26 protein-coding genes are annotated in these 21,927 nt (G+C 70.1%); 10 read left to right on the forward strand and 16 right to left on the reverse strand.

Going from position 1 to position 21,927, the window contains the following annotated elements; all coding sequences use genetic code 11:
• Window positions 1–924, forward strand: coding sequence for an AEC family transporter (locus tag O7602_RS10915; protein WP_281588406.1), 924 nt, complete (start codon window positions 1–3; stop codon window positions 922–924).
• Window positions 925–1,064: 140 nt separating this feature from the next.
• On the opposite strand, the gene O7602_RS10920 is transcribed toward O7602_RS10915, so the two are convergent.
• The 5 genes from O7602_RS10920 to O7602_RS10940 form a co-directional block, all read right to left on the reverse strand.
• Window positions 1,065–1,199 (reverse strand): hypothetical protein, encoded by a 135-nt coding sequence (locus O7602_RS10920; protein WP_281588408.1) that lies wholly within the window; start codon window positions 1,197–1,199, stop codon window positions 1,065–1,067.
• A gap of 291 nt (window positions 1,200–1,490) precedes the next feature.
• Complete coding sequence (locus O7602_RS10925; RefSeq protein WP_281588410.1) at window positions 1,491–1,889, reverse strand: MmcQ/YjbR family DNA-binding protein; 399 nt, start codon at window positions 1,887–1,889, stop codon at window positions 1,491–1,493.
• A gap of 59 nt (window positions 1,890–1,948) precedes the next feature.
• A complete protein-coding gene (locus O7602_RS10930; RefSeq protein ID WP_281588412.1) occupies window positions 1,949–2,602 on the reverse strand; it encodes a response regulator transcription factor in 654 nt (217 codons plus the stop codon).
• Window positions 2,599–3,753 (reverse strand): histidine kinase, encoded by a 1,155-nt coding sequence (locus O7602_RS10935; protein WP_281588414.1) that lies wholly within the window; start codon window positions 3,751–3,753, stop codon window positions 2,599–2,601. The genes O7602_RS10930 and O7602_RS10935 overlap by 4 nt, the downstream gene beginning before the upstream one ends.
• A 10-nt stretch (window positions 3,754–3,763) precedes the next feature.
• Window positions 3,764–4,252 (reverse strand): hypothetical protein, encoded by a 489-nt coding sequence (locus O7602_RS10940; protein ID WP_281588416.1) that lies wholly within the window; start codon window positions 4,250–4,252, stop codon window positions 3,764–3,766.
• A gap of 117 nt (window positions 4,253–4,369) precedes the next feature.
• Between O7602_RS10940 and O7602_RS10945 the strand changes: the two genes are divergently transcribed.
• Entirely contained in the window at window positions 4,370–5,257 is an 888-nt protein-coding gene (locus O7602_RS10945; RefSeq protein ID WP_281588419.1) for an ABC transporter ATP-binding protein, read from the forward strand.
• Window positions 5,258–5,262: 5 nt separating this feature from the next.
• Window positions 5,263–6,225 (forward strand): ABC transporter permease subunit, encoded by a 963-nt coding sequence (locus tag O7602_RS10950; RefSeq protein ID WP_281588421.1) that lies wholly within the window; start codon window positions 5,263–5,265, stop codon window positions 6,223–6,225.
• Between the two features lie 40 nt (window positions 6,226–6,265).
• Here the strand turns inward: O7602_RS10950 and O7602_RS10955 are convergent, their stop codons facing one another.
• Window positions 6,266–6,967: an SDR family NAD(P)-dependent oxidoreductase gene (locus O7602_RS10955; RefSeq protein WP_348651319.1), complete on the reverse strand. Its 702-nt coding sequence runs from the start codon at window positions 6,965–6,967 to the stop codon at window positions 6,266–6,268.
• A gap of 95 nt (window positions 6,968–7,062) precedes the next feature.
• Here O7602_RS10955 and O7602_RS10960 point away from each other — a divergent pair, with 95 nt between their 5' ends.
• On the forward strand, window positions 7,063–7,917 hold the full coding sequence (locus O7602_RS10960; protein ID WP_281588425.1) for a LysR family transcriptional regulator: 855 nt from the start codon (window positions 7,063–7,065) through the stop codon (window positions 7,915–7,917).
• A gap of 43 nt (window positions 7,918–7,960) precedes the next feature.
• Here the strand turns inward: O7602_RS10960 and O7602_RS10965 are convergent, their stop codons facing one another.
• The gene (locus O7602_RS10965) at window positions 7,961–8,650 is read right to left on the reverse strand and encodes a hypothetical protein (protein WP_281588426.1); all 690 of its coding nucleotides are present in this window, start codon (window positions 8,648–8,650) and stop codon (window positions 7,961–7,963) included.
• Window positions 8,651–8,894: 244 nt separating this feature from the next.
• Here O7602_RS10965 and O7602_RS10970 point away from each other — a divergent pair, with 244 nt between their 5' ends.
• Window positions 8,895–9,494, forward strand: a complete 600-nt coding sequence (locus O7602_RS10970) for an SMI1/KNR4 family protein (RefSeq protein ID WP_281588427.1) — start codon at window positions 8,895–8,897, stop codon at window positions 9,492–9,494.
• A gap of 162 nt (window positions 9,495–9,656) precedes the next feature.
• Here O7602_RS10970 and O7602_RS10975 read toward each other — a convergent pair whose 3' ends face one another.
• Complete coding sequence (locus tag O7602_RS10975) at window positions 9,657–10,256, reverse strand: TetR/AcrR family transcriptional regulator (protein WP_281588428.1); 600 nt, start codon at window positions 10,254–10,256, stop codon at window positions 9,657–9,659.
• An 80-nt stretch (window positions 10,257–10,336) separates the two neighbouring features.
• Between O7602_RS10975 and O7602_RS10980 the strand changes: the two genes are divergently transcribed.
• Window positions 10,337–11,221: an alpha/beta hydrolase gene (locus O7602_RS10980; RefSeq protein WP_281588430.1), complete on the forward strand. Its 885-nt coding sequence runs from the start codon at window positions 10,337–10,339 to the stop codon at window positions 11,219–11,221.
• A gap of 275 nt (window positions 11,222–11,496) precedes the next feature.
• Here O7602_RS10980 and O7602_RS10985 read toward each other — a convergent pair whose 3' ends face one another.
• The 4 genes from O7602_RS10985 to O7602_RS11000 all read right to left on the reverse strand — a co-directional run bounded on the left by O7602_RS10985 (window position 11,497) and on the right by O7602_RS11000 (window position 13,366).
• On the reverse strand, window positions 11,497–11,895 hold the full coding sequence (locus O7602_RS10985) for a hypothetical protein (RefSeq protein ID WP_281588432.1): 399 nt from the start codon (window positions 11,893–11,895) through the stop codon (window positions 11,497–11,499).
• 64 nt (window positions 11,896–11,959) lie between these two features.
• Window positions 11,960–12,427, reverse strand: coding sequence for an NUDIX domain-containing protein (locus O7602_RS10990; RefSeq protein ID WP_281588434.1), 468 nt, complete (start codon window positions 12,425–12,427; stop codon window positions 11,960–11,962).
• Between the two features lie 90 nt (window positions 12,428–12,517).
• A complete protein-coding gene (locus O7602_RS10995; protein WP_281588435.1) occupies window positions 12,518–13,039 on the reverse strand; it encodes a PspC domain-containing protein in 522 nt (173 codons plus the stop codon).
• 3 nt (window positions 13,040–13,042) lie between these two features.
• Complete coding sequence (locus O7602_RS11000; protein WP_281588437.1) at window positions 13,043–13,366, reverse strand: PadR family transcriptional regulator; 324 nt, start codon at window positions 13,364–13,366, stop codon at window positions 13,043–13,045.
• Between the two features lie 127 nt (window positions 13,367–13,493).
• Between O7602_RS11000 and O7602_RS11005 the strand changes: the two genes are divergently transcribed.
• Window positions 13,494–14,963, forward strand: coding sequence for a glycoside hydrolase family 5 protein (locus O7602_RS11005; protein ID WP_281588439.1), 1,470 nt, complete (start codon window positions 13,494–13,496; stop codon window positions 14,961–14,963).
• Window positions 14,964–15,325: 362 nt separating this feature from the next.
• On the opposite strand, the gene O7602_RS11010 is transcribed toward O7602_RS11005, so the two are convergent.
• Window positions 15,326–15,718 carry a VOC family protein gene (locus O7602_RS11010; protein WP_281588441.1) on the reverse strand — a complete coding sequence of 131 codons (393 nt, stop codon included), beginning with the start codon at window positions 15,716–15,718 and terminating at the stop codon, window positions 15,326–15,328.
• Between the two features lie 72 nt (window positions 15,719–15,790).
• Window positions 15,791–16,267, reverse strand: coding sequence for a hypothetical protein (locus O7602_RS11015; RefSeq protein WP_281588443.1), 477 nt, complete (start codon window positions 16,265–16,267; stop codon window positions 15,791–15,793).
• Window positions 16,268–16,942: 675 nt separating this feature from the next.
• Here O7602_RS11015 and O7602_RS11020 point away from each other — a divergent pair.
• Window positions 16,943–17,644 (forward strand): hypothetical protein, encoded by a 702-nt coding sequence (locus O7602_RS11020; protein WP_281588445.1) that lies wholly within the window; start codon window positions 16,943–16,945, stop codon window positions 17,642–17,644.
• Window positions 17,645–17,801: 157 nt separating this feature from the next.
• Here O7602_RS11020 and O7602_RS11025 read toward each other — a convergent pair whose 3' ends face one another.
• Entirely contained in the window at window positions 17,802–18,551 is a 750-nt protein-coding gene (locus O7602_RS11025; protein ID WP_281588447.1) for a 2-hydroxy-acid oxidase, read from the reverse strand.
• A 175-nt stretch (window positions 18,552–18,726) separates the two neighbouring features.
• Window positions 18,727–19,665, reverse strand: coding sequence for a 3-oxoacyl-[acyl-carrier-protein] synthase III C-terminal domain-containing protein (locus tag O7602_RS11030; RefSeq protein WP_281588449.1), 939 nt, complete (start codon window positions 19,663–19,665; stop codon window positions 18,727–18,729).
• Window positions 19,666–19,697: 32 nt separating this feature from the next.
• Between O7602_RS11030 and O7602_RS11035 the strand changes: the two genes are divergently transcribed.
• Both O7602_RS11035 and O7602_RS11040 read left to right on the forward strand, forming a co-directional pair.
• Window positions 19,698–20,888, forward strand: coding sequence for a glycosyltransferase (locus tag O7602_RS11035; RefSeq protein WP_281588450.1), 1,191 nt, complete (start codon window positions 19,698–19,700; stop codon window positions 20,886–20,888).
• A 60-nt stretch (window positions 20,889–20,948) separates the two neighbouring features.
• The gene (locus O7602_RS11040; RefSeq protein ID WP_281588451.1) at window positions 20,949–21,926 is read left to right on the forward strand and encodes an ATP-binding cassette domain-containing protein; all 978 of its coding nucleotides are present in this window, start codon (window positions 20,949–20,951) and stop codon (window positions 21,924–21,926) included.
• Window position 21,927 lies beyond the last annotated feature (1 nt).

Genomic DNA, 21,927 nt, shown 5'->3' on the forward strand with positions numbered 1-21,927 from the left:
ATGAGCCTGGTGTCGGCGTTCGTGCCGATCTGGATCCTCACCGCGGTCGGCTACACGGCCTGTCGTCGGGGGCTGCTGGGCGCGGCGGCGGCGTCGGTGCTCGGCCGGTTCGTGTTCCACCTCGCGATGCCGGCCGCCCTGTTCCTGGCCCTGTCCCGAACGCCGCTGGCCGGGTTCGCCGGCCGCTCGCTGCTCGCCTTCGCGGCGAGCACCGTCGCGGTCGTCGGGCTCGGCTGGGCCGGCGCGAGCCGGCTGTTCGGTCGCGAGCCCGGCGAACGGCCGATCTGGGGCATGGCCGCCGGGTACGTGAACTCGGCGAACCTCGGCATCCCCATCGCCACGCAGATCCTCGGCGACGTGTCGTTCCTCGCGGAGGTGGTGCTGTTGCAGGTGCTTGTGGTGACGCCGGTGATCCTGGTCCCCCTGGACCGACACCGCGATCCGACCGCGCGGGTCCGGGTCCGCCGGATCGCCTCCCTGCCGGTACGCAACCCGGTGATCCTGGCGTCGCTGCTCGGTGTGGCGTGCTCGGCCGCCGGCCTGCGTCCGCCGGCCGCCGTCGGCGCGTCGCTCACCCTGCTGTCCGGCGCCGCGGTTCCGGCCGCCCTGGTCGCGCTCGGCGCGTCCCTGCACCGCCCGGCGCCGTCGCGGGCCGCGCCGGCCGAGTGGGCCGAGCTGGCCGTGATCACCGCGCTGAAGCTCGTGGCGCAGCCGGTCCTCGCGTACGCGGCCGGGCTGGCGCTGCACCTGTCCGCGCCGCAGTTGCTCGCCGTCGTGGTGTGCGCGGGCCTGCCGACCGCGCAGAACACGTTCATCTACAGCCAGGAGTACGGCGTCGGCGAGGCGGTGGCCAACCGGGCGGTGGCGGTGACCACGACGCTGTCGCTCGCCACCCTGGCCGCAGCGGCGGCGCTGCTCGGGTAGGTCCGTCAGGTGACCCGTCCAGCGATCATGGTGGTTCACGTCGACCAGACGGGTCCACGCCTCCGGTGGCCGCGAGTTCCCGCGGCGCGCGACTCGCGGTAGATCCGGATGCCCGACTGCGCGGGTTGACGGCATCGGTTTCACCAGAGGTCGAGTTGTCCGGGAACCTCGTCGGTGATGCGGTCAGGGAGTTGCCACAGGCGCACGGTGGCGTCCGGCCCTTTGGTGAGCCAACGGCCTTGGCCGTTGTTGGCCGCGATGGCGTTCTGGGTCATGTCGAGGCCGTAGTCGACGTCAGCCTGCCACCGCAAACGGTCGCCGACGACTCTGTCGGGTGAGTGACCATCCACCCGACTCCAGCGACTTCGCTGATCCATCCCACCGGCGGGAGAACGACGTCGGCGATCAGGACAGGGCGCACCGCCGCAGCCTAACGCCGCGCCGCAGACAACCGTCGCCCTCGTCACTGGTCTGCCGGCGCTAGCGCATCAGACGGCACCGCGCGATCTCATGTTCTCTCATCGGCATCGTCGACTGAGACTGGCTGCCGAGCAACGGCGGGTTGCTCAGGGCCGTCGGGAGTCGAGCAGCGTGATCCTGCGTGCCCCGGCCGTACGTCGGTAGCTGGCGTCGAGTAGCTCGCCGACCTCATCCCAGCCAATGTCATCGGTGAGGTCCACACCGACCCACCCGGAGGCCCCCAGGTAGGCCGGCACGAAGCAACGGTCTTCGGCCAGCAGCGCCGTGCGCTCGTCGGGGTCGACCAGCACGATCACCGACTGTCCGTGCTGTTGATAGACGCCGTCGACCTTCACCGATCCCCCGTAGTAGGCGAAGACTTTGGTGGTGTAGAAGGCGGGACGCCCATGGGAGATCTTCTCGGCCGCGTCGGGGAAGGCCAGGGCGAGCGTTCGCAGCCGGCCCAGGAGCGGGTCCGCCTCGTCGAACATGATGGGGTGCGGCATACCAGAAGGTAAGCACATCCTGGGCGGCCACGGCGCGGTACCGCTGCCGTGGCTGCCGTTCAAGCAGCTTCGACGATCCGGTGCTCCCAGGCCCAAACGGCGATCTCGGTGCGGTTGCGTAGGCCGAGCTTTGTCTGGATGGTCGAGACGTGACTCTTGACCGTACTCAGGGAGATGAACAGCTCGGACCCGATCTCCAGGTTGGTCCGGCCGCGCGCGATCTCCCGTACCACCTCGATCTCGCGTTCCGACAACGACGGCAGCGACTTGTCGGGTTCTGGTTTCGGCGCGGTCAGGTGGCGTAGCAGCCGTACGGTGACCGACGGGGAGACCAGCGCATCGCCGTTGTGGGCGGCGCGTACGGCCTCGACCAGCAGGGCCGGGCCGGCGTCTTTGAGGATGAAGCCGGCCGCGCCGCCGCGCAGTGCCCCGTACACGTATTCGTCGAGGTCGAATGTGGTGACGACGATGACCCGCATCGGGTTGGGTACGCGGGGCCCGGCCAGTGCCCGGGTCACCTCGATGCCGTCGAGCCGGGGCATTCGGATGTCCACCAGGCAGACGTCGGGGCGCAACTGGCGGGCCTGGGCGATTGCGTCGACACCGTCTGACGCCTCGGCGATGACGCTGATGTCCGACTGGTCTTCGAGGATGAGCTTCAGGCCACTGCGGATCATCGCCTGGTCGTCGGCGAGCAGTACGCGGATTGTCATCGCGGCCGTCCCTCATTGATAGGCAGGGTGGCCAGGACCGACCAGCCGGCGTCGGGGTGGGGACCGGCGGCGAGCGAACCGCCGAGGGTTTCGACGCGTTCGCGCATGCCGACGAGGCCGTACCCGCCCCGGTGGGCGGCGCGGGCGGGGCCCGGTGGCGCGTCGTCGACCACCTCGACCCTGACGCCGGCGGGGTTCTGGTCGACGGTGACGGTGACGCCGTGGGCGTGCGGCGCGTGGCGGGCCACGTTCGTCAGCGCCTCCCGGACGATCCGGTACACGGTGCTGGTCACCTCCGGTGGCCATGCCGTCCTCTGCTCGGGCATCCGCAGGCGCACCGGCGGGCCCTGCCGGTTGAAGCGCTCGACGAGTACGCCGAGCTGTTCCGGCCCGGCCGAGGCGGGTGGAGCGTCCTCGGCATCGCGTAGCAACCCGACCACGCGGCGCATCGCGCGCATCGCCTCGGTGCCGGCGGCCTCGATCCCCGTCAGCGACTCGGCCACCTGCCCCGGGTCTTTGCGCGCGACGACGTGGGCGGCCTGCGCCTGGATCAGCATGCCGGTGATGTGGTGGGCCACCACGTCGTGCAGTTCCCGGGCCAGTTCCAGCCGCTCGTCCCGGCGCACCTTCTCGGCGGTGGCCGCCGCCCGGTCGTCCAGCAGCCGCAGTGCCAGCCCGGCCGTGACCGCGCCGAGCCAGGCCACGACATTCATCAACACGACCCCGGAGGCGCCCGAGGTGGTGCCCGAGGCATGCGGCCGTGCGGCGAGACAGGCGCCGCCGACCACCGCGAGCCCTCCGGCGGCAAGTACACCAGCCGGTACGGGAGGCAGGGCTCGCACCGCCGACCCGACGAGGACGGCGAGCGCCAGCGCCATGGCCGGTCCCGGCTCGGTCGGGAGGTGGAACAGCCGGGCCCCCGCGATGGCCAGTCCAGCGATCCCAAGACCGGCGATCGCCGCCCACGCCCGCTGCCGCCGTCGTACCAGCGCCAGCACACAGACCACGACGGCGGCCGAACCGCCCGCCAGCCAGTACCGGACGCCCCAGGTCTGGGCGATCGCCGCGGCCTCGATGCCGATCGCGGCGAGGAAGACCACGGCGAGTCCCGCCGTGGCCGCGGCCCGGAACAGCCGGTGACAGATGCTCACCCTGTTCAAGTTACGAGGCCCCTCCGGCCGCACGCAGGCTGGTCCCGAGCGCCACGGCAACCAGCCAGGTGACTGTGTTCACGACGGTCACCACGGTGAAGCCCGCCGCGTCCGGAAGCGCGGTCAGCCAGGTACCCACCACCACCGTGAACCCGCCCGCCGCGACGGCCGCGGCGCGCGGTCCCGGCAGCGTCCGGATCCCCGATCCGACGAGTACGGCCAGTGCGAGTGCGCTGACCGGTCCCGGCTCCTGCGGCAGGCCGGCGACCCGGGCCACCACGACGGCCACCGCCGCGACCGCGAGCCCGCCCGCCACCGGCCAGGTCCGCCGCGGCCCGCGCAGCAGCGCGAGCACCCCCGCCACCGTCCCGGCCACGCAGTCGAACAGCCAGTAGAGCCCGCCCCAACTGTCCGCGATCAGGTACGCCGTGAGCCCGAGCCCGGTGACGGAGACCAACCCGAGCATGGCGTTCATCGCCATTCGGTGTGTCGTGTTCATGCCGAGGACGCTAGGAAATCGCCGCCCAACGCGAACCGGTCAAAAGTAGGGTCGTCGGCGTACCGCCCCACGCTTTGGAGCGATGCACAGCCCGCCCGCCGTTCGCAGGATGAGCCTATGCAAACACCACTCGTCCTGCACGCCGAGCGGCTGACCAAACGGTACGGCCGCCGCACCGCATTGACCGACTGCGACCTGAGAATCCCGCGCGGGCATGTCGTCGGGCTGGTCGGCCCGAACGGTGCCGGCAAGTCCACACTCCTCCAACTGGCCTGCGGCCTGATCGGACCGACCTCAGGTACGTTGTCCGTCCTCGGGTCCAGACCGGCAGCCGACGCGGCGCACCTGGCCCGGGTCGGCTTCGTCGCCCAGGACACCCCGGTGTACGCCGCGTTCACCGTCGCCGACCATCTGAAGATGGGTGCGTGGCTGAACCCGTCCTGGGACCCGGCGCTGGCCGAGCGGCGGATCGTGGAGGTCGGCCTGGACCCCGCACAGAAGGCGGGCCGGCTCTCCGGCGGCCAGCGCGCGCAGCTCGCGATGGCCATCGCCGCTGCGAAGCGACCCGAGCTGCTCATCTTCGACGAGCCCGCCGCCGCGCTGGATCCCCTGGCACGCATGGACTTCATGCGCGGCCTCGTGGAGTTCGTGGGCGAACTCGGCGCCAGTGCCGTGCTCTCGTCGCACTTGTTGAGCGACGTCGAGCAGGTCTGTGACTACCTCGTCGTGCTCTGCGCCTCGCGCATCCAGATCGCCGGTCCGGTCCGGGACCTGCTCACCGCGCACCGCCGGATCGTCGGCGATCCGGCGAAGATGCCGGCCACGATACCCGCCGGGGTCGAGGTCATCTGGGCGGAGCACGGCCGCGCCCTGGTCCGGGGCGACGCAGCGGTACGGGCCGGGGACGCCGAGCCGGTCACGCTGGAGGAGCTGGTCCTCGCCTACATGTCGCGGGCCGCCGGAACGGGTGCCGCGCCCCGCGCGAGTGCGGCGGTGCCACGATGATCAGGATGAGCCTGCGGCAGTTCCGCATCCAGGCGCTCGTCGGAGCGATCCTCTTGGTCCTGGCCGCCATCTATTTGCTCCAACTCGGCGGAGACATCCATGCCGCACGTGACACATCCCAGCTTCCGAGCCGGTACGGGCAGACGATGCTGTTCCTCGCCGCCGGCGCCGGTCTGGTACCCGCGCTCATCGGTGCGTTCTGGGGTGCGCCGCTCATCGCCCGGGAACTGGAGACCGGCACCCATCGGCTGGTGTGGAACCAAAGCGTGCCCCGCCGCCGCTGGCTCGCGGTCAAGCTGACGGTTCTCGGCCTTGCCAGCATGGCCGTAGCCGGCACACTCAGCGCCCTGCTGACCTGGGCGGCGACCCCAGTCGACCAGGTGACCGGCGACCGGTTCAGCGCACTCCTGTTCGGCGCACGCGGTGTCGCGCCCATCGGGTACGCCGTCTTCGGCTTCACCTTCGGCGCCGTCACCGGGCTTCTGGTCCGCCGCACCCTGCCGGCGATGGCGATGGTGTTCCTCGCCGTGATCGCGGTGCAGGTCGCCGTGCCGAACCTGCTGCGACCGCACTACCTGCCCGCCGAGCGGGTCACCGTGGCGATGAGTGCCGACGCCATCAACCAGGCCCGAATGCTGGGCAGCATCACCGGCGGGCCGGTCGTCGGGGGGCTGGAGGTACCGGACGCCTGGGTCACGGACACCAGCAAGCTCTTGACACCCGACGGCCGGCAACTGTCCGACGCCGCCTTCGACGAGTGCTTCACCAACGCCCCGAAGACCGGCGCCACCGGGACGTTCGGTGACACTGCGGTATGTCTCGGCAAGCTCGACCTGCACGTGGACCTGGTCTACCAGCCCAACCGGCGATTCTGGCCCTTCCAGTGGATCGAGCTGGCGCTGTATCTCGGGCTCAGCGCGCTGCTCGCAGCGGTCGGCCTGTGGCGCATCCAACGCCGGGTCAGCTAGCCCGGGCTGAGTGCCGCGGACGGGGCGTGGGCTCTTCGGCTCACCACGGGACGGGCCCGTCGTCCTGCAGGAACGCGCCGGTCGGGCTGTCCGGCACGGTTGCCAGGTGTACGGCGATCGCGGCGCCCTGTTCAGCGGTACGCTCCAGCGACAGGCCCAGTGCGGCGGCGAAGTCCGTGGCGCATGCGCCGGGCGCCACGGCGTTGACCGTGATCCCGTCGGCGGCCAGGGCCTTGGCGTACAGCACGGTGAGCATGTTCAGTGCCGCCTTCGACGTCGGGTAGGCGAGCGCGATCTGCGACGAGCCGAAGGCACGGCCCGGGTCGGACTGCCAGGCCATCGACCCGGTGCCGCTGGAGACATTGATGACGCGGGCGCCAACCGCCTTGCGCAGCAGCGGTAGGAACGCCTCGGTGAGCCGCACCACGCCGAACAGGTTCGTGTCGAACACCGCACGCATGACCGCCAAGTCCACTTCGCCGGCGAGCTGACCCGCGGGACCGCCCGAGATGCCGGCATTGTTGACGAGCACGTCGACCCGTCCGTACCACTGCTCCACCTGAGCGACAGCGTCGCGCACCGAGCCGTCGTCGGTCACGTCGAGCGGCACCGCACGGCCGCCGAGACGTTGCGCGGTCTGCTCGCCGGAGGCGGCGTCGCGCGCCCCGACGACCACGGTCATGCCGCGCTCGGTGAGACCTTGCGCGATCGCCGCGCCGATACCCCGGTTGGCCCCGGTCACCAGGGCGATCCTTGTTGTCGACATACCCCTATCCGACCAGCGCGGCGAGACCGCCGTCCAAGACCGATCGGGTGGGCGCCCGATACCGTTGCGGTATGGACGACGTCGAGACCCGCGAGCTGCGGTACTTCGTGGCAGTCGCCGAGGAACTGCACTTCGGCCGGGCCGCGGCCCGCCTCGGCATCGCGCAGCCTCCGCTGTCCCGCGCGATCCGGCGGCTGGAACACCGCATGGGTGTCGCGCTGCTGGAGCGCACGAGCCGCGGCAATCAACTCACCGCGGCGGGTGAGGTGCTGCTCGACGAGGCCCGCCTGGCGCTGGATGCGATATCGGCGGCGGTACGCCGATCGCGTCGGGCCGGCGCTGCCCAGCGTTCGCTGGTACTCGCGATGAAGCCCGGCGGCGACGGGGGCCTGCTGCCGCGGATCCTGGCTGCGTACGAGTCGGAACCGGACGCGCTGCCGGTGCAGTTCGCGTTCTCGCTGGGCGAGCGGGCCGCGATGCTGCACAGCGGGCGAGCCGACGTGGGCCTGTTGCACCATCCGCAGAACGACCTACAGGGGTTGGCAAGCGAGGCGCTCAGCGTGGAGCGGCGGGTGGTTGCCCTGGCCGAGGGGCATCGGCTGGTGGCCTGTGACAGCGTGTGCCTGGCGGACCTGGCCGGCGAGACGATGCCGCAGTGGCCGGAGGCAGTCGACCGCGGCCCCGGACCGGTGGTGGGCGACGTCGGCGAGCTGATGCAGCTCGTCGCGCTGGGTCGGGTGGTGGCGATGGTGGGCGAGTCGGCGCTGGACCGGCCCCACCGCGGCGTGACGTACCGTGCGGTGCGAGACGCCCCGCCTGCGACGCTGGTCGTGGCGTGGCCGGAGGGCAGCCGGTCACGGCACGTCGCGGCCTTCGTGCGAGCCGCCCGCGCCGCCGCGGCCGACCACGCCCACGCCCGCGCCTGACGGTGCGTCGATTCGGCGGAACCTCAGTGGCTGCGGGTGGCCCCTATCGCAAGGCTTCGTCGACGAGCCAGGTCATCACGACGGTCGGCACAGGGCTCATGCCATGTCCGTCGGCTGCCAGCCGTGCGTCAAGGCCGTTGATGCATACGAGCCTTTCATGATCACTCCACCATCCGACCGAGAACCCGCTCGCCGAGTTCACCGGCTGCAGGCGCGGGTGACGGGCACGTAGGGCGGTGAGATGGGCATTGGCGTCCGGCGGCGTCTCCGTGGACTCGAGCCGCTGCTGGTGGGCATGGTGGAGCAGGGCATCACACTCCAAGAAGTGGTCGAGTGAGGGAAACGCCGGCGCATCAACGTGCAGGTTGCCGAACCACACGGTTTCGTCGGGCCGCACAAAGCCGCTGCGGCAACCGTCGGGCGCAGCGTCCATGACGGCGTACTCGAAGGCGACCTGCCCTGTTTCGGGATCGACTTCGAAGGCAGGATCGAAGACGATCTCGGCACGACGGAACCGGCTGAAATAGGTCAACCCCGAGTAGCGACGCTGAATGCGCCGGAACGTGGCCAGGGCACCCTCGTCGCTGTACCCGAGCACCGAACGCATCACATCCCGGCACTCGTCGTCACTCGGACCTGCCTCGACTGGCACCACCCGCGCGTGCGCGGTCAAGAACTTCCGCGCACGTGCGCCCAACGGCGAAGGGGAGACGAGGATGCGTGGGTGCGACATCAACGCATTCTCCGACACGACGTGGCACGCGCGGTCCGATCCCGAACGCCCGATTCTCGCCAAGAAGGGAGCCGTGCCGCGCCGCGCCGCTCACGGACTGTGGCCGGAGTCGACGGATTCAACCGTGAACGCGCCCGACCTGCGGCATGAGCGTGCAGAGCCAGCTCGTGTTGCTTGCCTCCCTACGCCGGGTCGTGAGCGCTGCCGTTCTCCAAGTTCCGCAGGTACGCGTCACAATGATCGCGTGACTGCTGATCCCCACTTGTCGGCGCGCCTCGACCGGGTAGCGGAGAAACTGGCTGTCGCAGCGAGACGGCCAGGCAAGTCAGTCATGTTCGGGGCGTCGGCTCACCGATTCGAACTGGGTCCGCCGTTGCCCCAGACCGAGGTCGCTGCATTCGAACGTGAGCACGGCGTTTCACTACCGGAGGACTACCGGGCGTTCATCACCGTGATCGGGCACGGCGGGCCGGGCCGTTGGGGTGGTGCCGGCCCGTACTACGGCCTGCACTCTCTTCAGGACTGGGCCACCAGCCTGTGGGGCATGCCCGACTCGAACACGCTGAGCAAGCCTTTCCCCGCTGAGCCGGGACGGGTGTACTCAGATTGGCCGACTGACGTTGCGCCCGGTGACGACGACGAGCCATATACCGGGACGCTGGCGCTGAGTGATCAGGGCTGCGGCTACCTGTCCATCCTTGTGGTCAGCGGACCCGCCCGCAGCCGCGTCACCGACAATAGCGATACCTCGACCGGACCGACCTTCACCAACGATGCCGACTTCCTCGGGTGGTATGAACGCTGGCTCGACGCTGTGTTAGACGGCGCGACTTATTTCCGATGATCACCTTCGCGCCCAACTCGGCCATACACACATCAATCGCCACCGTGCATCGATGACTCACCGTGACGCCCGGTCGGCGGCATGTGCGGATGCCGTTGGTGCGTGGCCAATCGTGCATGCCGCTGCTCGGGTCGTTTCTTCGTGATGTCGTCGGTTCGGTGGTCAGGGCTTGAACAAGCGATCGATGTGGTAGGTGAGAACGGCGAGTGCGGTTTCGCCGTCTCGTTGGCCGCCGAGCACGCTTGCACCGAGGCCGTTAGTGAGGGCGAGCAGCCCGGCGGCGGTCGTCTCTGGGTCCAGGGTGGCGTCGATCTGGCCGGCCTGCTGTGCGGCGCTGAGTTGCCCGGCGAGTAGCCGTTCGAGCTTGTCGGGGTAGGTGGCGCCGTGCCGGGTGGCGAGGTCCGGATCGGTGAAGACCAGGGTGTAGTAGCCGGTGTAGGCCCTGGTCATGTCGAGGCTCTCGGTGTCGGTGGGCAGGATTGCGGTGAGCGTGCCGTAGACGACGCTGCGGGGGGTTACCGGGCCCCAGGCGCGGATGTGGCTCTCGACCCGCGTGGCCAACCGTTCGCCGAGATAGGCCAAGGAGCTGAGCAGTAGCTCTTCCTTGGTGTGGAAGTAGTACTGCACCAGGCGGAGGGAGACGCCGGCTTCGGCGGCCACCTCGCGCATGCTGGCGGAGTGCAGACCGCGGGCGCTGGCGATGCGCAACAGCGCCTCCCCGATCTGCCGACGGCGTATCTCGTGATCCACACGTTTGGGCACGGTGATCCGTTTCCGGGATGGACGTCTATGGCTTTGATGATACGCTCGTATCAAGAAACGTCGGATGAGGTGGCGACAGCATGCCAGCTGCCGGGATCAGTAGCTTCGCCAGCGACAAGGCGCAGACGCGGTTCGCGCGGGCGTACGAGGACTTGCGTCTGCGGCGCTGGCCGGCCGATGCGGTCGCGGTCGACGTGCCGACCAGCTTCGGCGTAACCAGGGCGTACCAGACCGGCGGTGAAGGCATCCCGTTCGTGCTGCTACCGGGGGCCGGCGGCAACGCACTGTCGTGGCTCCACTACATGTCTCGGTTGGCCGCGACGCGGCCGGTGATCGCCATCGACCCGGTCGGCGAGCCCGGACGCTCGGTGCAGGAAAAACCGCTGTACAACGGCCGCGACTGGGCCGACTGGCTGGACGGGGCCCTCACCGCACTGGGAGTCGAGCGCGCTCATCTAGTCGGCGTCTCCTACGGCGGCTGGATCGCCTTGCAGTACAACCTGCACCTGCCTGGCCGTGCCGAAACGATCACCCTGCTCGACCCCGCCGGCTTCGGCCGTGTCAGCGGTCGCTTCCTCGCCTGGATCATGCTGGGCGGGCTGGCCGCATTCAGCCCCGCGCCGTTCCGCCGCCTCGCAGCGCGCGTCCTGCGGAACGCAACTCTGCTCGAGGACGACCTGATGCGACTGCTGCGAGCCAGCACCGCCTTCCGTCGCCGCCATCTCAATCCCCCCGAGCTCACCGACGAAGAGTTGGGCAGGGTGACCGCCCCGACCCTGGCACTGCTCGGCGAAAGAAGCCAGATGTACGACGCCCAGTCGGTGGCCACCCGGATCCGGGCGCAGATCCCCGGCGCACGCGCCGAGACCGTCCCCGAAGCCGGCCACGACCTTCCCGTCCGCTGCCCCGACCTCGTCAGCGACCGGACCATCCAGTTCACCGCCGCGACCGAAACGCGAGGATGAGAAACATCCGCTCATCGGCATGACAGTGGCTGCCACGGACTCGGCGCGCGTCACACGGTCGACCAGCGTGCCCAGGACGTCGCCGCCGAGGTGTGTCGGCCTGGCCCGGGCGGGGCGGCCTCCACCACCACTTCGCCGCCAAGCAGGAGCTGGCCGTCGCCGCGATCCGACTCGACGCCTGCCCGGCAGAATCGCGGGCGATGGCGTACACCTCGTCGAGCGTGACGAGCACGTCCATCCGGCGGTTCTGGACGGCGGCGACTCGTACCAAAAGTCTATTGGCGACGGTGCGGTCCCGCGGCCATCCGGATGGCCTTCCACACGCGCCCATACCAAGGCGGACGGCGCGGGTGGAGGTAGATCCTGATGTCGCTCAACGCGCCGGTCGCGCCGACGCGGCGTAGCTCGGGAACCACCCGGTCCTCGTCCAGCCGGCCATGGACCCGCGCCAGGTGTCCCAGGCACGTCGCGGCAAGCAGCCTCACCTGTCTGTCCTCGTGATCGAGCAGGCCAAGATAGAGTTCCTGAAGCTCCTGCCAGTCTCCATCGCCATGCAGGACCGCGCCGACCATGGCGTCCAGGGCACGGGAAAGCTCACCGCAGTCGAGCGCCGCACGTACCTCGCCCGGTGCTGCCGGCGGGGGGTTGCGGAAGACGTGGTGCTGATGGCTCATGGACCGCATCCTTGCTCACCGGTACGGTTCCGTCGAATTGTCCGTGCCGTGCGGCTCGACGCCGTCAGGTGATGAGGTGGCCGGTGGCCCGCAGCAGCGCGCGGGCGAACCGGTTGAGATCCACGCCGGGTAGCTGCGTCGGGGTGAACCAGCCCAGCTCGCTGATCTCGTCGTGGTCGGGCGTCGGGGTCCCGTCCGTGTGGCCGGCCCGGTAGACGGCGGTGACGTAGGCGACGCGGTCGCCGTTGGGATAGGTCACCTCGTAGTCGGCGCCGCCGAGCACGTCCAGCAGTCGCGGCGTGCCGATCTGGATGCCGGTTTCCTCGCGGATCTCCCGGATGGCCGCCTGGGCCGGTGACTCGCCGACGTCGACCGCGCCGCCGGGCACCGCCCACCCGTCCGAGCTGCCGGCGTGACGCACCAGCAGGAGCCGGGCGTGGTCGTCGACGACGAGGACCGACACCGACGGGAGCTGGATCAACTCGTGGCCGAGAATGGTCCGCAGCCGGGCGAGATGGGACGACATGGCCATCAGGGCACGGTAGCCGCCGACAGGACGTGCTCAACGAGGCAGTTCGGTGCCGGGCCGCGTCCAGACGTCGGCACGATCGCGCCTACCTGGTCACCTGCCGTCCCGTTGGCGCTCGTAGTCGGCAACCGTCGGGACGACGGGGAGCAGGAGCAGCAGGACCAGATACGGTACGGCGAGTGCGCCACCGGTGAGCAGGGTCAGCAGCAACACGACGGTTCGTACCCAGTCGACGCGGAACCCGCCGTACGCCGCGATGCCGAGGCAGACGCCGCCGAACCACTTGCCCTCGTCGATCCGGCACCAGAACCGGCCACGCGGCCGTCCCTCGACGGGGGAGGGCGGCGCGGGGCGTGCGGGGCTCACCGGCCCCAGCTCGGCCAGGATCGTGGCCATCTGGGCGCCGGTAACCGGCTCGTCGCCCGAGTCGGTGAGCGCGCCCAACCGGTCGCCGATCGCGGATTCGAGATCTCGGACGATCTCGTCGGCGTCCGGGTCGCCGCTCAGCGCGCGTCGCGCCTCGTCGAGATACTGCCGCAGGGCGTCGCGTGCTTCGGCGGTGGCGGGATAGGCCGCGACGTGACCGGTGAGACGAATGGCTGTCGGCTCGTTCACGGGTCATCGTCCCATCGTGTTGATCATGCGGGTCAACTCGTTCCAGTAGTCGCGGAACGCGGCGAGTTGGCTTCTGCCGGCATCCGTGAGGGAGAAGTATTTCCGGGGCGGCCCGGACGGCGACTCGTGCCACTCGTGGTGCACGAGGCCGTCTCGTCGGAGCCTGCTCAGCAGCGGGTAGAGCGTGCCCTCCTGGGTGGGGAAGCCTGCCTCCTGGAGCGCGGCGAGGATCTCCGCCGCGTACCGCTGCCGGGACTCGACCGCGGCCAGGACGAGTGGCTCCAGCAGGCCGCGCCGCAGCGCCACGAGCTTCGGATCGGTCTGCATACCAATACCTTGCCATAACAAGGTACCTGTCGCAACATGACAAGGGTGCGGGCTGATCCGTGGCGGGAGCGCTCCCGTAAACCCCTCGGTACGGATGTGAGACACCCGGCGAGAGGTGGCGGTTCCGATGGGCAGTTCGAGGTTCGGCAGGTCACGCAGGTCAGAGCGTCGTTGGCGGCTCGGCGCCGTCGCCGGGGTCGCGGTTCTCGCCGTCGGCGTCGGGTTGGGCATCGCCTCCGCCGACGAGTCGGCGCCCACCGTCAGTTGCCCGAAGGTCACCGTCGGTGTGAACATCCCGGCTCCACAGCAGGCCGAGGTGCGGCGCAACCTCGAACTGCTCGACACCCAGATCGCCGAGGCCGACAAGCGGCTGCGCGACTCGGTCGGTCAGGGCGGTCCCGACTTCGCCCGGAACGCGGTCCTCGGCCCGCTGCGGGACAAGCGATTCGCCACCATCAACCGGATCGAGACGGCGATCGGCCGTAACGCCGCGAAGCCCGACCTCGACGCCGAGGGCTTGTCGGCCTGTGCGCTCAGCGACGGCACCAGGGCGGCACCGGTCACCAAGCCCACCACCGCCCCGACGACCGGCGCGGCGGCCGAGCCGGCACCCGCCGAATCCGCGGCCGTGCCGGGGGCATCCACGTCCGCGCCGGCCGGTACGCCCGTGGCGGTCAACGGTCAGCTCAGCGTGTGCGGTGTGCAGTTGTGCAACGAGGCCGGCGAGGCGATCCAACTGCGCGGCATGAGTAGCCACGGCCTGCAGTTCTTCCCGAACTGCGTGAACGCCGACTCGCTCGCGGCGCTGCGCACCGACTGGAACGCCGACTTCATCCGGCTGTCGATGTACGTGCAGGAGGGCGGCCTGGAGACCGACCCGGTCGGCTTCACCGCCAAGGTGAACGGCCTCGTCGACGAGGCCACCCGGCTCGGGCTCTACGTCCTGGTGGACTTCCACATCCTCACCCCGGGCGACCCCAACGTGAACCTGAATCTGGCCAGGACGTTCTTCGCGGACGTCTCGGCCCGGCACGCGGCGAACGACAACGTGCTCTACGAGGTCGCGAACGAGCCGAACGGGGTCAGCTGGGACGGCATCAAGACGTACGCCGAGCAGGTGATCCCGGTGATCCGGAAGAACTCGCCGGACAGCGTCGTGCTGGTCGGCACCCGCGGCTTCTCGTCGCTGGGCCTCAGCGAGGGCAGCGACGAGACCGAGGTCGTCAACGATCCGGTCGACGCCGAGAACGTCATGTACACGTTCCACTTCTACGCGGCCTCGCACGGCGCCGACCGGCGCGCGGTGGTGGCTCGGGCGGCGAAGAGCCTGCCGCTGTTCGTCAGCGAGTTCGGCACGCAGACCTTCACCGGCGACGGCACCAACGACTTCGCCAGCACCACCGCCTGGCTGGACCTGCTCAAGAGCAACAAGATCTCGTACGGGATGTGGAGCTTCTCCGACGGCCGGGAAACCAACTCGGCGTTCCAGCAGGGCACCTGCGCCGGTGCGAACTTCACCGGCAACGGCGTGCTGACCGAGGCGGGCCGGTACCTCCGCAGCCGGATCCTCACCGGCGTCGGCAACCCGAACGGCTGATCGCCCGACGGCGCGCGGCCCGGATCCCGGTTGCCGGATCCGGGCCGCGTGGCCCCAGTCGACTGCCGAGGCGCTGCCGCACTCGCCGGGATGCGGCCTGGGCCGCGCGGCGCGACGCGCGGACTCGCGCGGAACGGATCGAAATCGCGATGGCGGAACTCGACGACAAGCCGTCGACCGACGACATCGACTTCGGACCCGGCCGCGATAATCGACTTCGGACCCGGCCGCGATACCCGTGTACGGCGCGGAGGATTGCCGGGCCCCGGCCGAGGTCGGTAACCTATCCGCCGGGTCACTCTGGTGAAGCCCAAACAGCCCGGCCGCTGGTGTCGGTGGCTCGGCTGGCGAATGCGGTGACGTCAGGTCGCGCCGAGGAGGTCCCACCGGTTGCCGGCGATGTCGAGGAAGACCGCAACCCGGCCGTAGGGCTCGGTCCGCGGTCCGCGGACGAAGGTGACGCCGGCCTCGCCCATCCGCCGGTAAGCAGCGTCGAAGTCGTCGACACGGAGGAAGAACCCGACCCGGCCGGCTACCTGGTTACCGACAGCGGCACGCTGGTGTCTTCCGTCGGCGCGAGCGAGCAGAATCCCGGTCTGGGCACCCGGGGGCCGGACGACGACCCATCGCTTGGGTCGTCCGTCATTGGTCAGCGATGGAGTGTCCTCGAGAAGGTCGAAGCCGAGTACGCCGATGAAGAATGCGATCGCCGGGTCATACTCCTCGACAACCAGGGCAACCAAGTCGATCCGCACCACGGAAGCGTACCCGCGGTCGTGTTGTACTCGCTGATCGCGCGCCGACAGCGGCAGATGCAGATATGGACATCAAACGGTAGGTGTCGAGTCGGGACGGTCGATATCTTGCTCGTCGTCGTGTGTCGGTCTGGGCGTCGGGTACATCGGTCGGTCAAGGCGGGCCTGACGTCGTGCCAGGCGCATCAACACAGCGGCCAGGCCAGCGCCGGTCGATGCCGCGACAGCGATGCTGACGATGAGCGTGACGACGCTGCTGACCTGGGATAGACCGTGAACCGCGGCGGCGGTGGCTGTGCCGAGGAACAACGACGCCAGCGCCACCAGGACAAGCCAGGCGGCGAAGGTCTTGCTGCCCCGAGGGTTGTTGAACGGTGTCGGCCAGTCGTCATAGATGGTGTCCGACAGATATGGCTGGACTTCGGGCGCCTGGCTGACGAAGTAGTGGCGCAGTCTGGTCTGCGCCTTCTCGGCCTCCGTCAGACTGCCGCGGGCGACGAAGTCCCGATAGCTGACCAGCAGAGTAAACGCCGACGACATGGCGCACACGGCCGCTACGGCAAGCCAGAACCGGGCTCCGATCGGCAGGCCAGGTCGCCGCGTAGATCGCCACCAGCGTGGACAGCAGTAGCGTCAGGCCGGTTCCAAGGATGGTCGGCGTCTGATCCACCCGGGCCGAGGCGGCCTGGGCCTGTTGAACGCGACGCTGGTACTCATGCGAAGCGATCATCAATGCCACGCTCGCGGATTCGCCCACCAACCGCCCCCTCAACGCGAACCGAATCGTACAACCGCCGGACCCGTTGCCCGTCTCTTCACAGCGTCCGCTCACGGCAGCTCGGGAAGGCGCCTTGGCCGAAGTCCGGCCACGCAGCGTAACGGCAGCAGCCGGCAGGTAGGGCGTCCACTCGGCGGCATTTGAGTAAGCCCTGTCTGCGCGATCGCGGTGGCCTTGCCTCGGAGGTCGCGGCTCGGACGTAGCCAGCAACCAGGTTTGACGTCGGTGGCACCCCGAGGTTCGCGGGACCGGCGTCGGCTCAGTGATCGCAAATACGGGCAATTCGTGCAGATCTGGAGCTTTAATCAGCATTGGCGCGGCGGCAGGCAATTCCACTGCGCCCGCTGGGATGAAATTCTGTGTTTGACGATCTCGATACGATGCGGTGCAAGTGAATCGTTGGTTTCGCGGCTCTTGATTGGATCAGGGTGATACCACAAGATCAATTGAAGGACCAGGTTCCCAAAGAGCGCACCGCGCGCGAATGGCTTCAGTTGATGGCGGCCTTGGTGGGGCTCGCGGCCGCTATCGTCACTGGAATCTATGGCATCTGGGCAAACAAGGCCAAGACGGACGCCCAAGCCGAGTCCGCGACGGCGCAACAGGATGTCGACAACGCGCATAAGCAGATCCAGGATCTGCAGAAGCAGGTTCAGGCTATACAAAGCGAGAATGCGCGGCTTCGCGAACAGGGCAATCCACAGGGCGCTCCCCCCTCCTCGCCCTCCGCAGATGTTGCTATCGGTGACATATACCACAAAGGCTTGGTGACCGTCGCATACGGAAAACGCATCGACCTTGATGCGCCGCCGGATGACCCGCAATGGGGTTCGATCGTCGACGATCGCGCCAAAGTTGATCTGGGCTGGCAATTTTATTGTGATGGCCTCTGTTTTGGAGAAGGATCGGCGCGCTTTCCCATTCAGGACAACAACCTGATTGTCGGCAGTGAAGCTACCGGGGAAACATGCATGGCGACTAGCGGATACAAGATCGGAAGCATCGCTCGAACTAAGGTCAAAAGGGGGCTCACCGTCTGTGTGGTTACTGATGAGGGGCGATTTTCCCTGGTCCGCGTTGCTGACGTCGGCGATCCGGCAAGTCCGATTCGTTTCGAGGTGACTACGTTCATGAAGTCGGGGGATTAGCTTGCAGCTCGGGGCTTTTCCGACGATCTCCTTCGGCTGCGATGCAGATTGGAAACCTTGGACCTCCAGGCTCGTTCGAGTGTCCAATCGAAAAGCAGGCTCTTCTCGGCTCCGGATGCTGGTGGACGTCGTGCTCGACCGAGCATCTCCGCGCCGGTTATTCGCTGCCCTCGTTCCTGCCATCGGTATCGAAAGTCTCGTGCGGATGCCCCGTCACGATCGCCACCAGACACAGGTAGCGCAGCTCAGGGTCGTAGTCGGCGACCACCACCGTCCCGGGCCGTACCGGACCGTCGTCGAGTCGGTCCAGCAGCGCCCACCAGACACCGGTGGACGGCTGCCCCGGCGGCGCCACCGTCACCGGCTTCCCGCCGGATGCGACGACCCCGTTCGCGACCCCGGCGAGGCCCGCGCCAAGCACCACCGCCACATCCGCCCGGCCGGCGCCGAGCCCGCGCAGCTCGGCCGCCGCCAGCCCGGCCACGTCCTCCGGCGCGACGTCCGCGCATTGCCGCAACGCCGTCACCCGCGCGCCCGCGCCGGCAGCCGGCCCGCCGCCCGGCGGCGGGTCACCCCCGACGGCCGGGCCGCCGCCGAGCAGCAGCGCCACGGCCCGGTGCCGCTCCGGCACGGCAACCCCCGGGTCGTACGGCAGGACGGACTGCTCGACGGCGAGCACCAACGAACGGCGGCCCGCCGGCTGGGCGCCAGCGATCCGCAGCCCGGTGAACGCCGCCGCCGAGCCCTGGTCGCAGAGCGCGAACGACATCGGCGTCCCCGGGCAGACGTGACTGAGGTACGCGGCGGTGGCCCGGCCGGGCAGCGCGTCGTGCACGGCGAACGCCAGCACCAGCAGGTCCACCGGCTCGTCGTCGGGCACGAGCGCCGGGATCAGCGAAGCGGCCATCTCCCCGTAGGACTGGCCGAGCGCCGCCGGGTCGACCGGCAGGCCGTACGGGCGGGTCAGGTCCGTCAGGTATTCGGCGGTCCGGTCCCGCAGGTCGGGGTCGGCGAGCAGGTCGGCCGCGCCGGTGAACTCCCGGCGCGCGGCGCGGATCAGGTGCAGCAGGACGCCTCCCAGGTCAGTGTTCGAACACCATGGCGGCGAACGTCGCCCCGTCGCCGGCGCCGACGGCCGCGACGAGGTAGCGGTCGCCGGGGCGCAGCAGGTCGCGTTCCCGGGCGGTGCGGTAGTTGACGAACGCGTCCGCGCAGTAGACGTGCCCGGCCCCGGTGATGTTGTCCAGCACCACCTTCTCCAGCGGCAGCCCGATCAGCTTGCACAGCCGCTTCCAGGTCATCAGGTTGACGTTGTGCGGTAGCACCAGCCGCAGGTCCGCCAGCCCCACCCCGGCGTCGGCCAGGGCGCGGCCGATCACGTCGGCCAGCGCCGGCCGGTACGCGCGCTGGAACCGGGCCGGGGACTCGCCGCCGGCCACGTCGAACTCGCCGCGTTGGGCGCAGGCGTACGCCAGCAGCCGGTCCCGGTCGCCGTGCGCGCTGACCAGGCAGGCGGACGCGCCCTCGCTGAACATCGAGGTTTCCGGGATGAACTGGGCGTCGCGGGTGAACGCCTTCTCCCCGGTGAGGACGAGCGCGAGCGGCTCCTCGCCCGGTTGGTGCGGTTCGGCGGCGAGCAGCCGGCCGGCCACCTCGATCGCGGTGAGCGCGCTGGCGCAGGACTGCTGGGTCAGGGTGAACGCGAGCGCGTGGCTCAGGCCGAGCGCCCGGCAGACGTCGTGCAGCGGGTTGGCCGGGTACGGGCTGACCACCGGGAACGCGCGGCCGTACAGGACGAACCGCACCCGGTGTTCGGCGCCGCGTAGCGCGGTGAGGCCGTCGACCGCGCGCAGCAGCAGGTCGGGCAGGGACCGGGCGGGGTCGCGGCGCACCTCGGTCAGGCCGTGGAACCGCCGGAACAGCCGGATCTGCATCTCGGTCAGGCGCAGCGGCGCGGCCAGGGTCTCGATCGGCACCCGGTGGCTCGGCAGGAACACCGAGACGGCGTCGATCGCCGTCATCCGTACACCGTCACGCGTGCCATCATATCGACGTGGCTCGGTTCCTTTTCGTGGTGCTGCCGGTGCACTCGCATCTGAACGCGCCCTACGCCATCGCCCAGCAGCTTGAGGCCGCCGGGCACGAGGTGGCGTGGTGCGGGCCGCGCAGCGACCTGCGGCCGATGATCGGCGCGGACGCCACGCTCTATCCCACCGGCAAGCGTCACTACCGCCCGGACGGCGGGACGGGGATGGCCTCGGTGCGCAGCCTCTGGGAGGGGCACGTGCTGCCGGCCAACCGCTTCATCCGGGACGCCGCCGAGCGGGCGGTCGTCGACTACCGGCCGGACGTGGTGGTCGCCGACCAGTACGCGCTGGCCGGCGCGCTCGCCGCGCACCGGCACGGGCTGCCGTGGGCGACGTTCTGCGTCGGCATGCTGGAGCTGACGCCGCCGGGCGAGGAGATGCCGGAGTTCGCCGACTACGTGCGGGCGCAGTTGACGCGGGTGTGGGCGATGACCGACCTGCCCGTCGACGGGACGCTGGATCTGCGCTTCTCGCCGTACCTGGTGATCGGGTTGACCACGGCGGCGCTCACCGGTCCGGCGGCGATGCCGGCGCGGTGCGTGCTCGTCGGGCCGGCCCTGGGCCGGCGCCCGCACGCGCCCGGCTTCGCCTGGGACGCCTGGGATCCGGACCGTCGGCATCTGCTGGTCACGGTCGGGACGATGGCCGAGCACCTGGCCCGCGACTTCTTCCACCGCACGCTCGCCGCCACGGCGCCGCTCGCCGACCGCCTCCAGGTGGTCCTTACCGCCTCGCCGGAGCTGGTGCCGGATCCGCCGGCGCACGTGCTCGTCGCGCCCCGGGTGCCGGTGCTGGAGCTGATGCCGCGCCTGGACGCCGTGGTGTCGCACGGCGGGCTGGGTACGGTCACCGAGGCGATGGCGCACGGCGTGCCGGTGGTGGTCGCGCCGATCCGGCACGACCATCCGGCCGTGGCGCGGCAGGTGACGCGCGCCGAGGCCGGCGTCGAGGTGTCCTTCCACGCGGCCACCCCGGCGGAGCTGACCACGGCGGTGACCGCTGTGCTCGACGACCCGGCGTACCGGGCCGGGGCGTGTCGGGTGGGGGAGTCGTTCGCGGCGGCGGGCGGTGCCCGGGCCGCCGCCGCTCACCTCGCCGAGCTGGCCCGCGCACATCGACCGTTGTCCAACGCTCCGGGCCCCACTAGCCTGACCTGACGCACCCGCGCGAGCGCCGTGGCGGGTCGGCCCGGCGTGGCCGCCGCACGAGGAGGCTCGATGATCGAGGCCACCGGCCTTCGCAAGTCGTTTCGGGTGGGTCGCGGCCGTGGCGCCAACACGGTCGAGGCGGTACGCGGGGTCGACTTCGCGGTGCGGCGCGGCGAGATCGTCGGCTTCCTCGGCCCCAACGGCGCGGGGAAGTCCACCACCCTGCGGATGCTGGCGACGCTGCTGAAGCCCAGCGGGGGAGCGGCCACGATCGCGGGCGTCGACCTGCTGCGCTCGCCCGCCCAGGTGCGGCGGCGGATCGGGTTCGTGGCGCAGGCCAGCGGCACCTACGACGACTCGACGGCCCGCCGGGACCTGGTGCTCCAGGCGCGGATGCACGGCCGGTCGAAGAGCGTGGCGCAGGAGCTGGCGGCGGCGGCGATCCGCGCGTTCCAGCTCGACGACTTCGCCGACCGGAAGATCAGGACCTACTCGGGTGGGCAGCGCCGCCGGCTCGACGTGGCGCTCGGCGTCATCCACTCGCCGCAGGTGATGTTTCTGGACGAGCCCACCGCGGGGCTCGACCCGCCCAGCCGGACCCGGATGTGGCAGGAGGTGCGGCGGCTGCGCGACGAGGGCATGACGATCTTCCTGACCACGCACTACCTGGACGAGGCGGACAGCCTGTGCGACCGGGTGTCCATCATCGACGCCGGCCGGATCGTCGCCGAGGGCACGCCGTCCGACCTGAAGCGCGAGATCTCCGGCGACGTGGTCGCGATCGACTTCGCCGCGCCCGACCTCGTCGCCGCGGCCGGCGGTGACCTGCCGGCCGCGACGAAGCTGCTGGCCGAGGCGCCCTACGTCCGCGCGGCGGAGCCGGTCGACGCCACCCTGCGGCTCTACGTCGACAGCGCCGCCACGGCCATCCCGCAGATCATGCGGGCGCTCTACGACCGGGGCGTCGAGCCGGCCGCGATCGAGACCCGCCGGCCCAGCCTCGACGACGTGTTCCTGGCCAAGACCGGCCGTTCGCTTGAGGAGTGAC

The organism is Micromonospora sp. WMMD1128, from assembly GCF_027497235.1.
Taxonomy (GTDB): domain Bacteria; phylum Actinomycetota; class Actinomycetes; order Mycobacteriales; family Micromonosporaceae; genus Micromonospora.

Excerpts from the sequence above, each read along its gene's own strand:
- O7602_RS10940 (WP_281588416.1), bottom strand. The coding sequence starts at position 4,252 with ATGAACACGACACACCGAATGGCGATGAACGCCATGCTCGGGTTGGTC.
- O7602_RS10980 (WP_281588430.1), top strand. The coding sequence starts at position 10,337 with ATGCCAGCTGCCGGGATCAGTAGCTTCGCCAGCGACAAGGCGCAGACG.
- O7602_RS11000 (WP_281588437.1), bottom strand. The coding sequence starts at position 13,366 with ATGCAGACCGATCCGAAGCTCGTGGCGCTGCGGCGCGGCCTGCTGGAG.
- O7602_RS11040 (WP_281588451.1), top strand. The coding sequence starts at position 20,949 with ATGATCGAGGCCACCGGCCTTCGCAAGTCGTTTCGGGTGGGTCGCGGC.
- O7602_RS10985 (WP_281588432.1), bottom strand. The coding sequence starts at position 11,895 with ATGAGCCATCAGCACCACGTCTTCCGCAACCCCCCGCCGGCAGCACCG.
- O7602_RS10915 (WP_281588406.1), top strand. The coding sequence starts at position 1 with ATGAGCCTGGTGTCGGCGTTCGTGCCGATCTGGATCCTCACCGCGGTC.
- O7602_RS10945 (WP_281588419.1), top strand. The coding sequence starts at position 4,370 with ATGCAAACACCACTCGTCCTGCACGCCGAGCGGCTGACCAAACGGTAC.
- O7602_RS10990 (WP_281588434.1), bottom strand. The coding sequence starts at position 12,427 with ATGGCCATGTCGTCCCATCTCGCCCGGCTGCGGACCATTCTCGGCCAC.
- O7602_RS10965 (WP_281588426.1), bottom strand. The coding sequence starts at position 8,650 with ATGTCGCACCCACGCATCCTCGTCTCCCCTTCGCCGTTGGGCGCACGT.
- O7602_RS10960 (WP_281588425.1), top strand. The coding sequence starts at position 7,063 with ATGGACGACGTCGAGACCCGCGAGCTGCGGTACTTCGTGGCAGTCGCC.
- O7602_RS10930 (WP_281588412.1), bottom strand. The coding sequence starts at position 2,602 with ATGACAATCCGCGTACTGCTCGCCGACGACCAGGCGATGATCCGCAGT.
- O7602_RS10925 (WP_281588410.1), bottom strand. The coding sequence starts at position 1,889 with ATGCCGCACCCCATCATGTTCGACGAGGCGGACCCGCTCCTGGGCCGG.
- O7602_RS11030 (WP_281588449.1), bottom strand. The coding sequence starts at position 19,665 with ATGACGGCGATCGACGCCGTCTCGGTGTTCCTGCCGAGCCACCGGGTG.
- O7602_RS10920 (WP_281588408.1), bottom strand. The coding sequence starts at position 1,199 with ATGACCCAGAACGCCATCGCGGCCAACAACGGCCAAGGCCGTTGGCTC.
- O7602_RS11025 (WP_281588447.1), bottom strand. The coding sequence starts at position 18,551 with ATGGCCGCTTCGCTGATCCCGGCGCTCGTGCCCGACGACGAGCCGGTG.
- O7602_RS10950 (WP_281588421.1), top strand. The coding sequence starts at position 5,263 with ATGAGCCTGCGGCAGTTCCGCATCCAGGCGCTCGTCGGAGCGATCCTC.
- O7602_RS11005 (WP_281588439.1), top strand. The coding sequence starts at position 13,494 with ATGGGCAGTTCGAGGTTCGGCAGGTCACGCAGGTCAGAGCGTCGTTGG.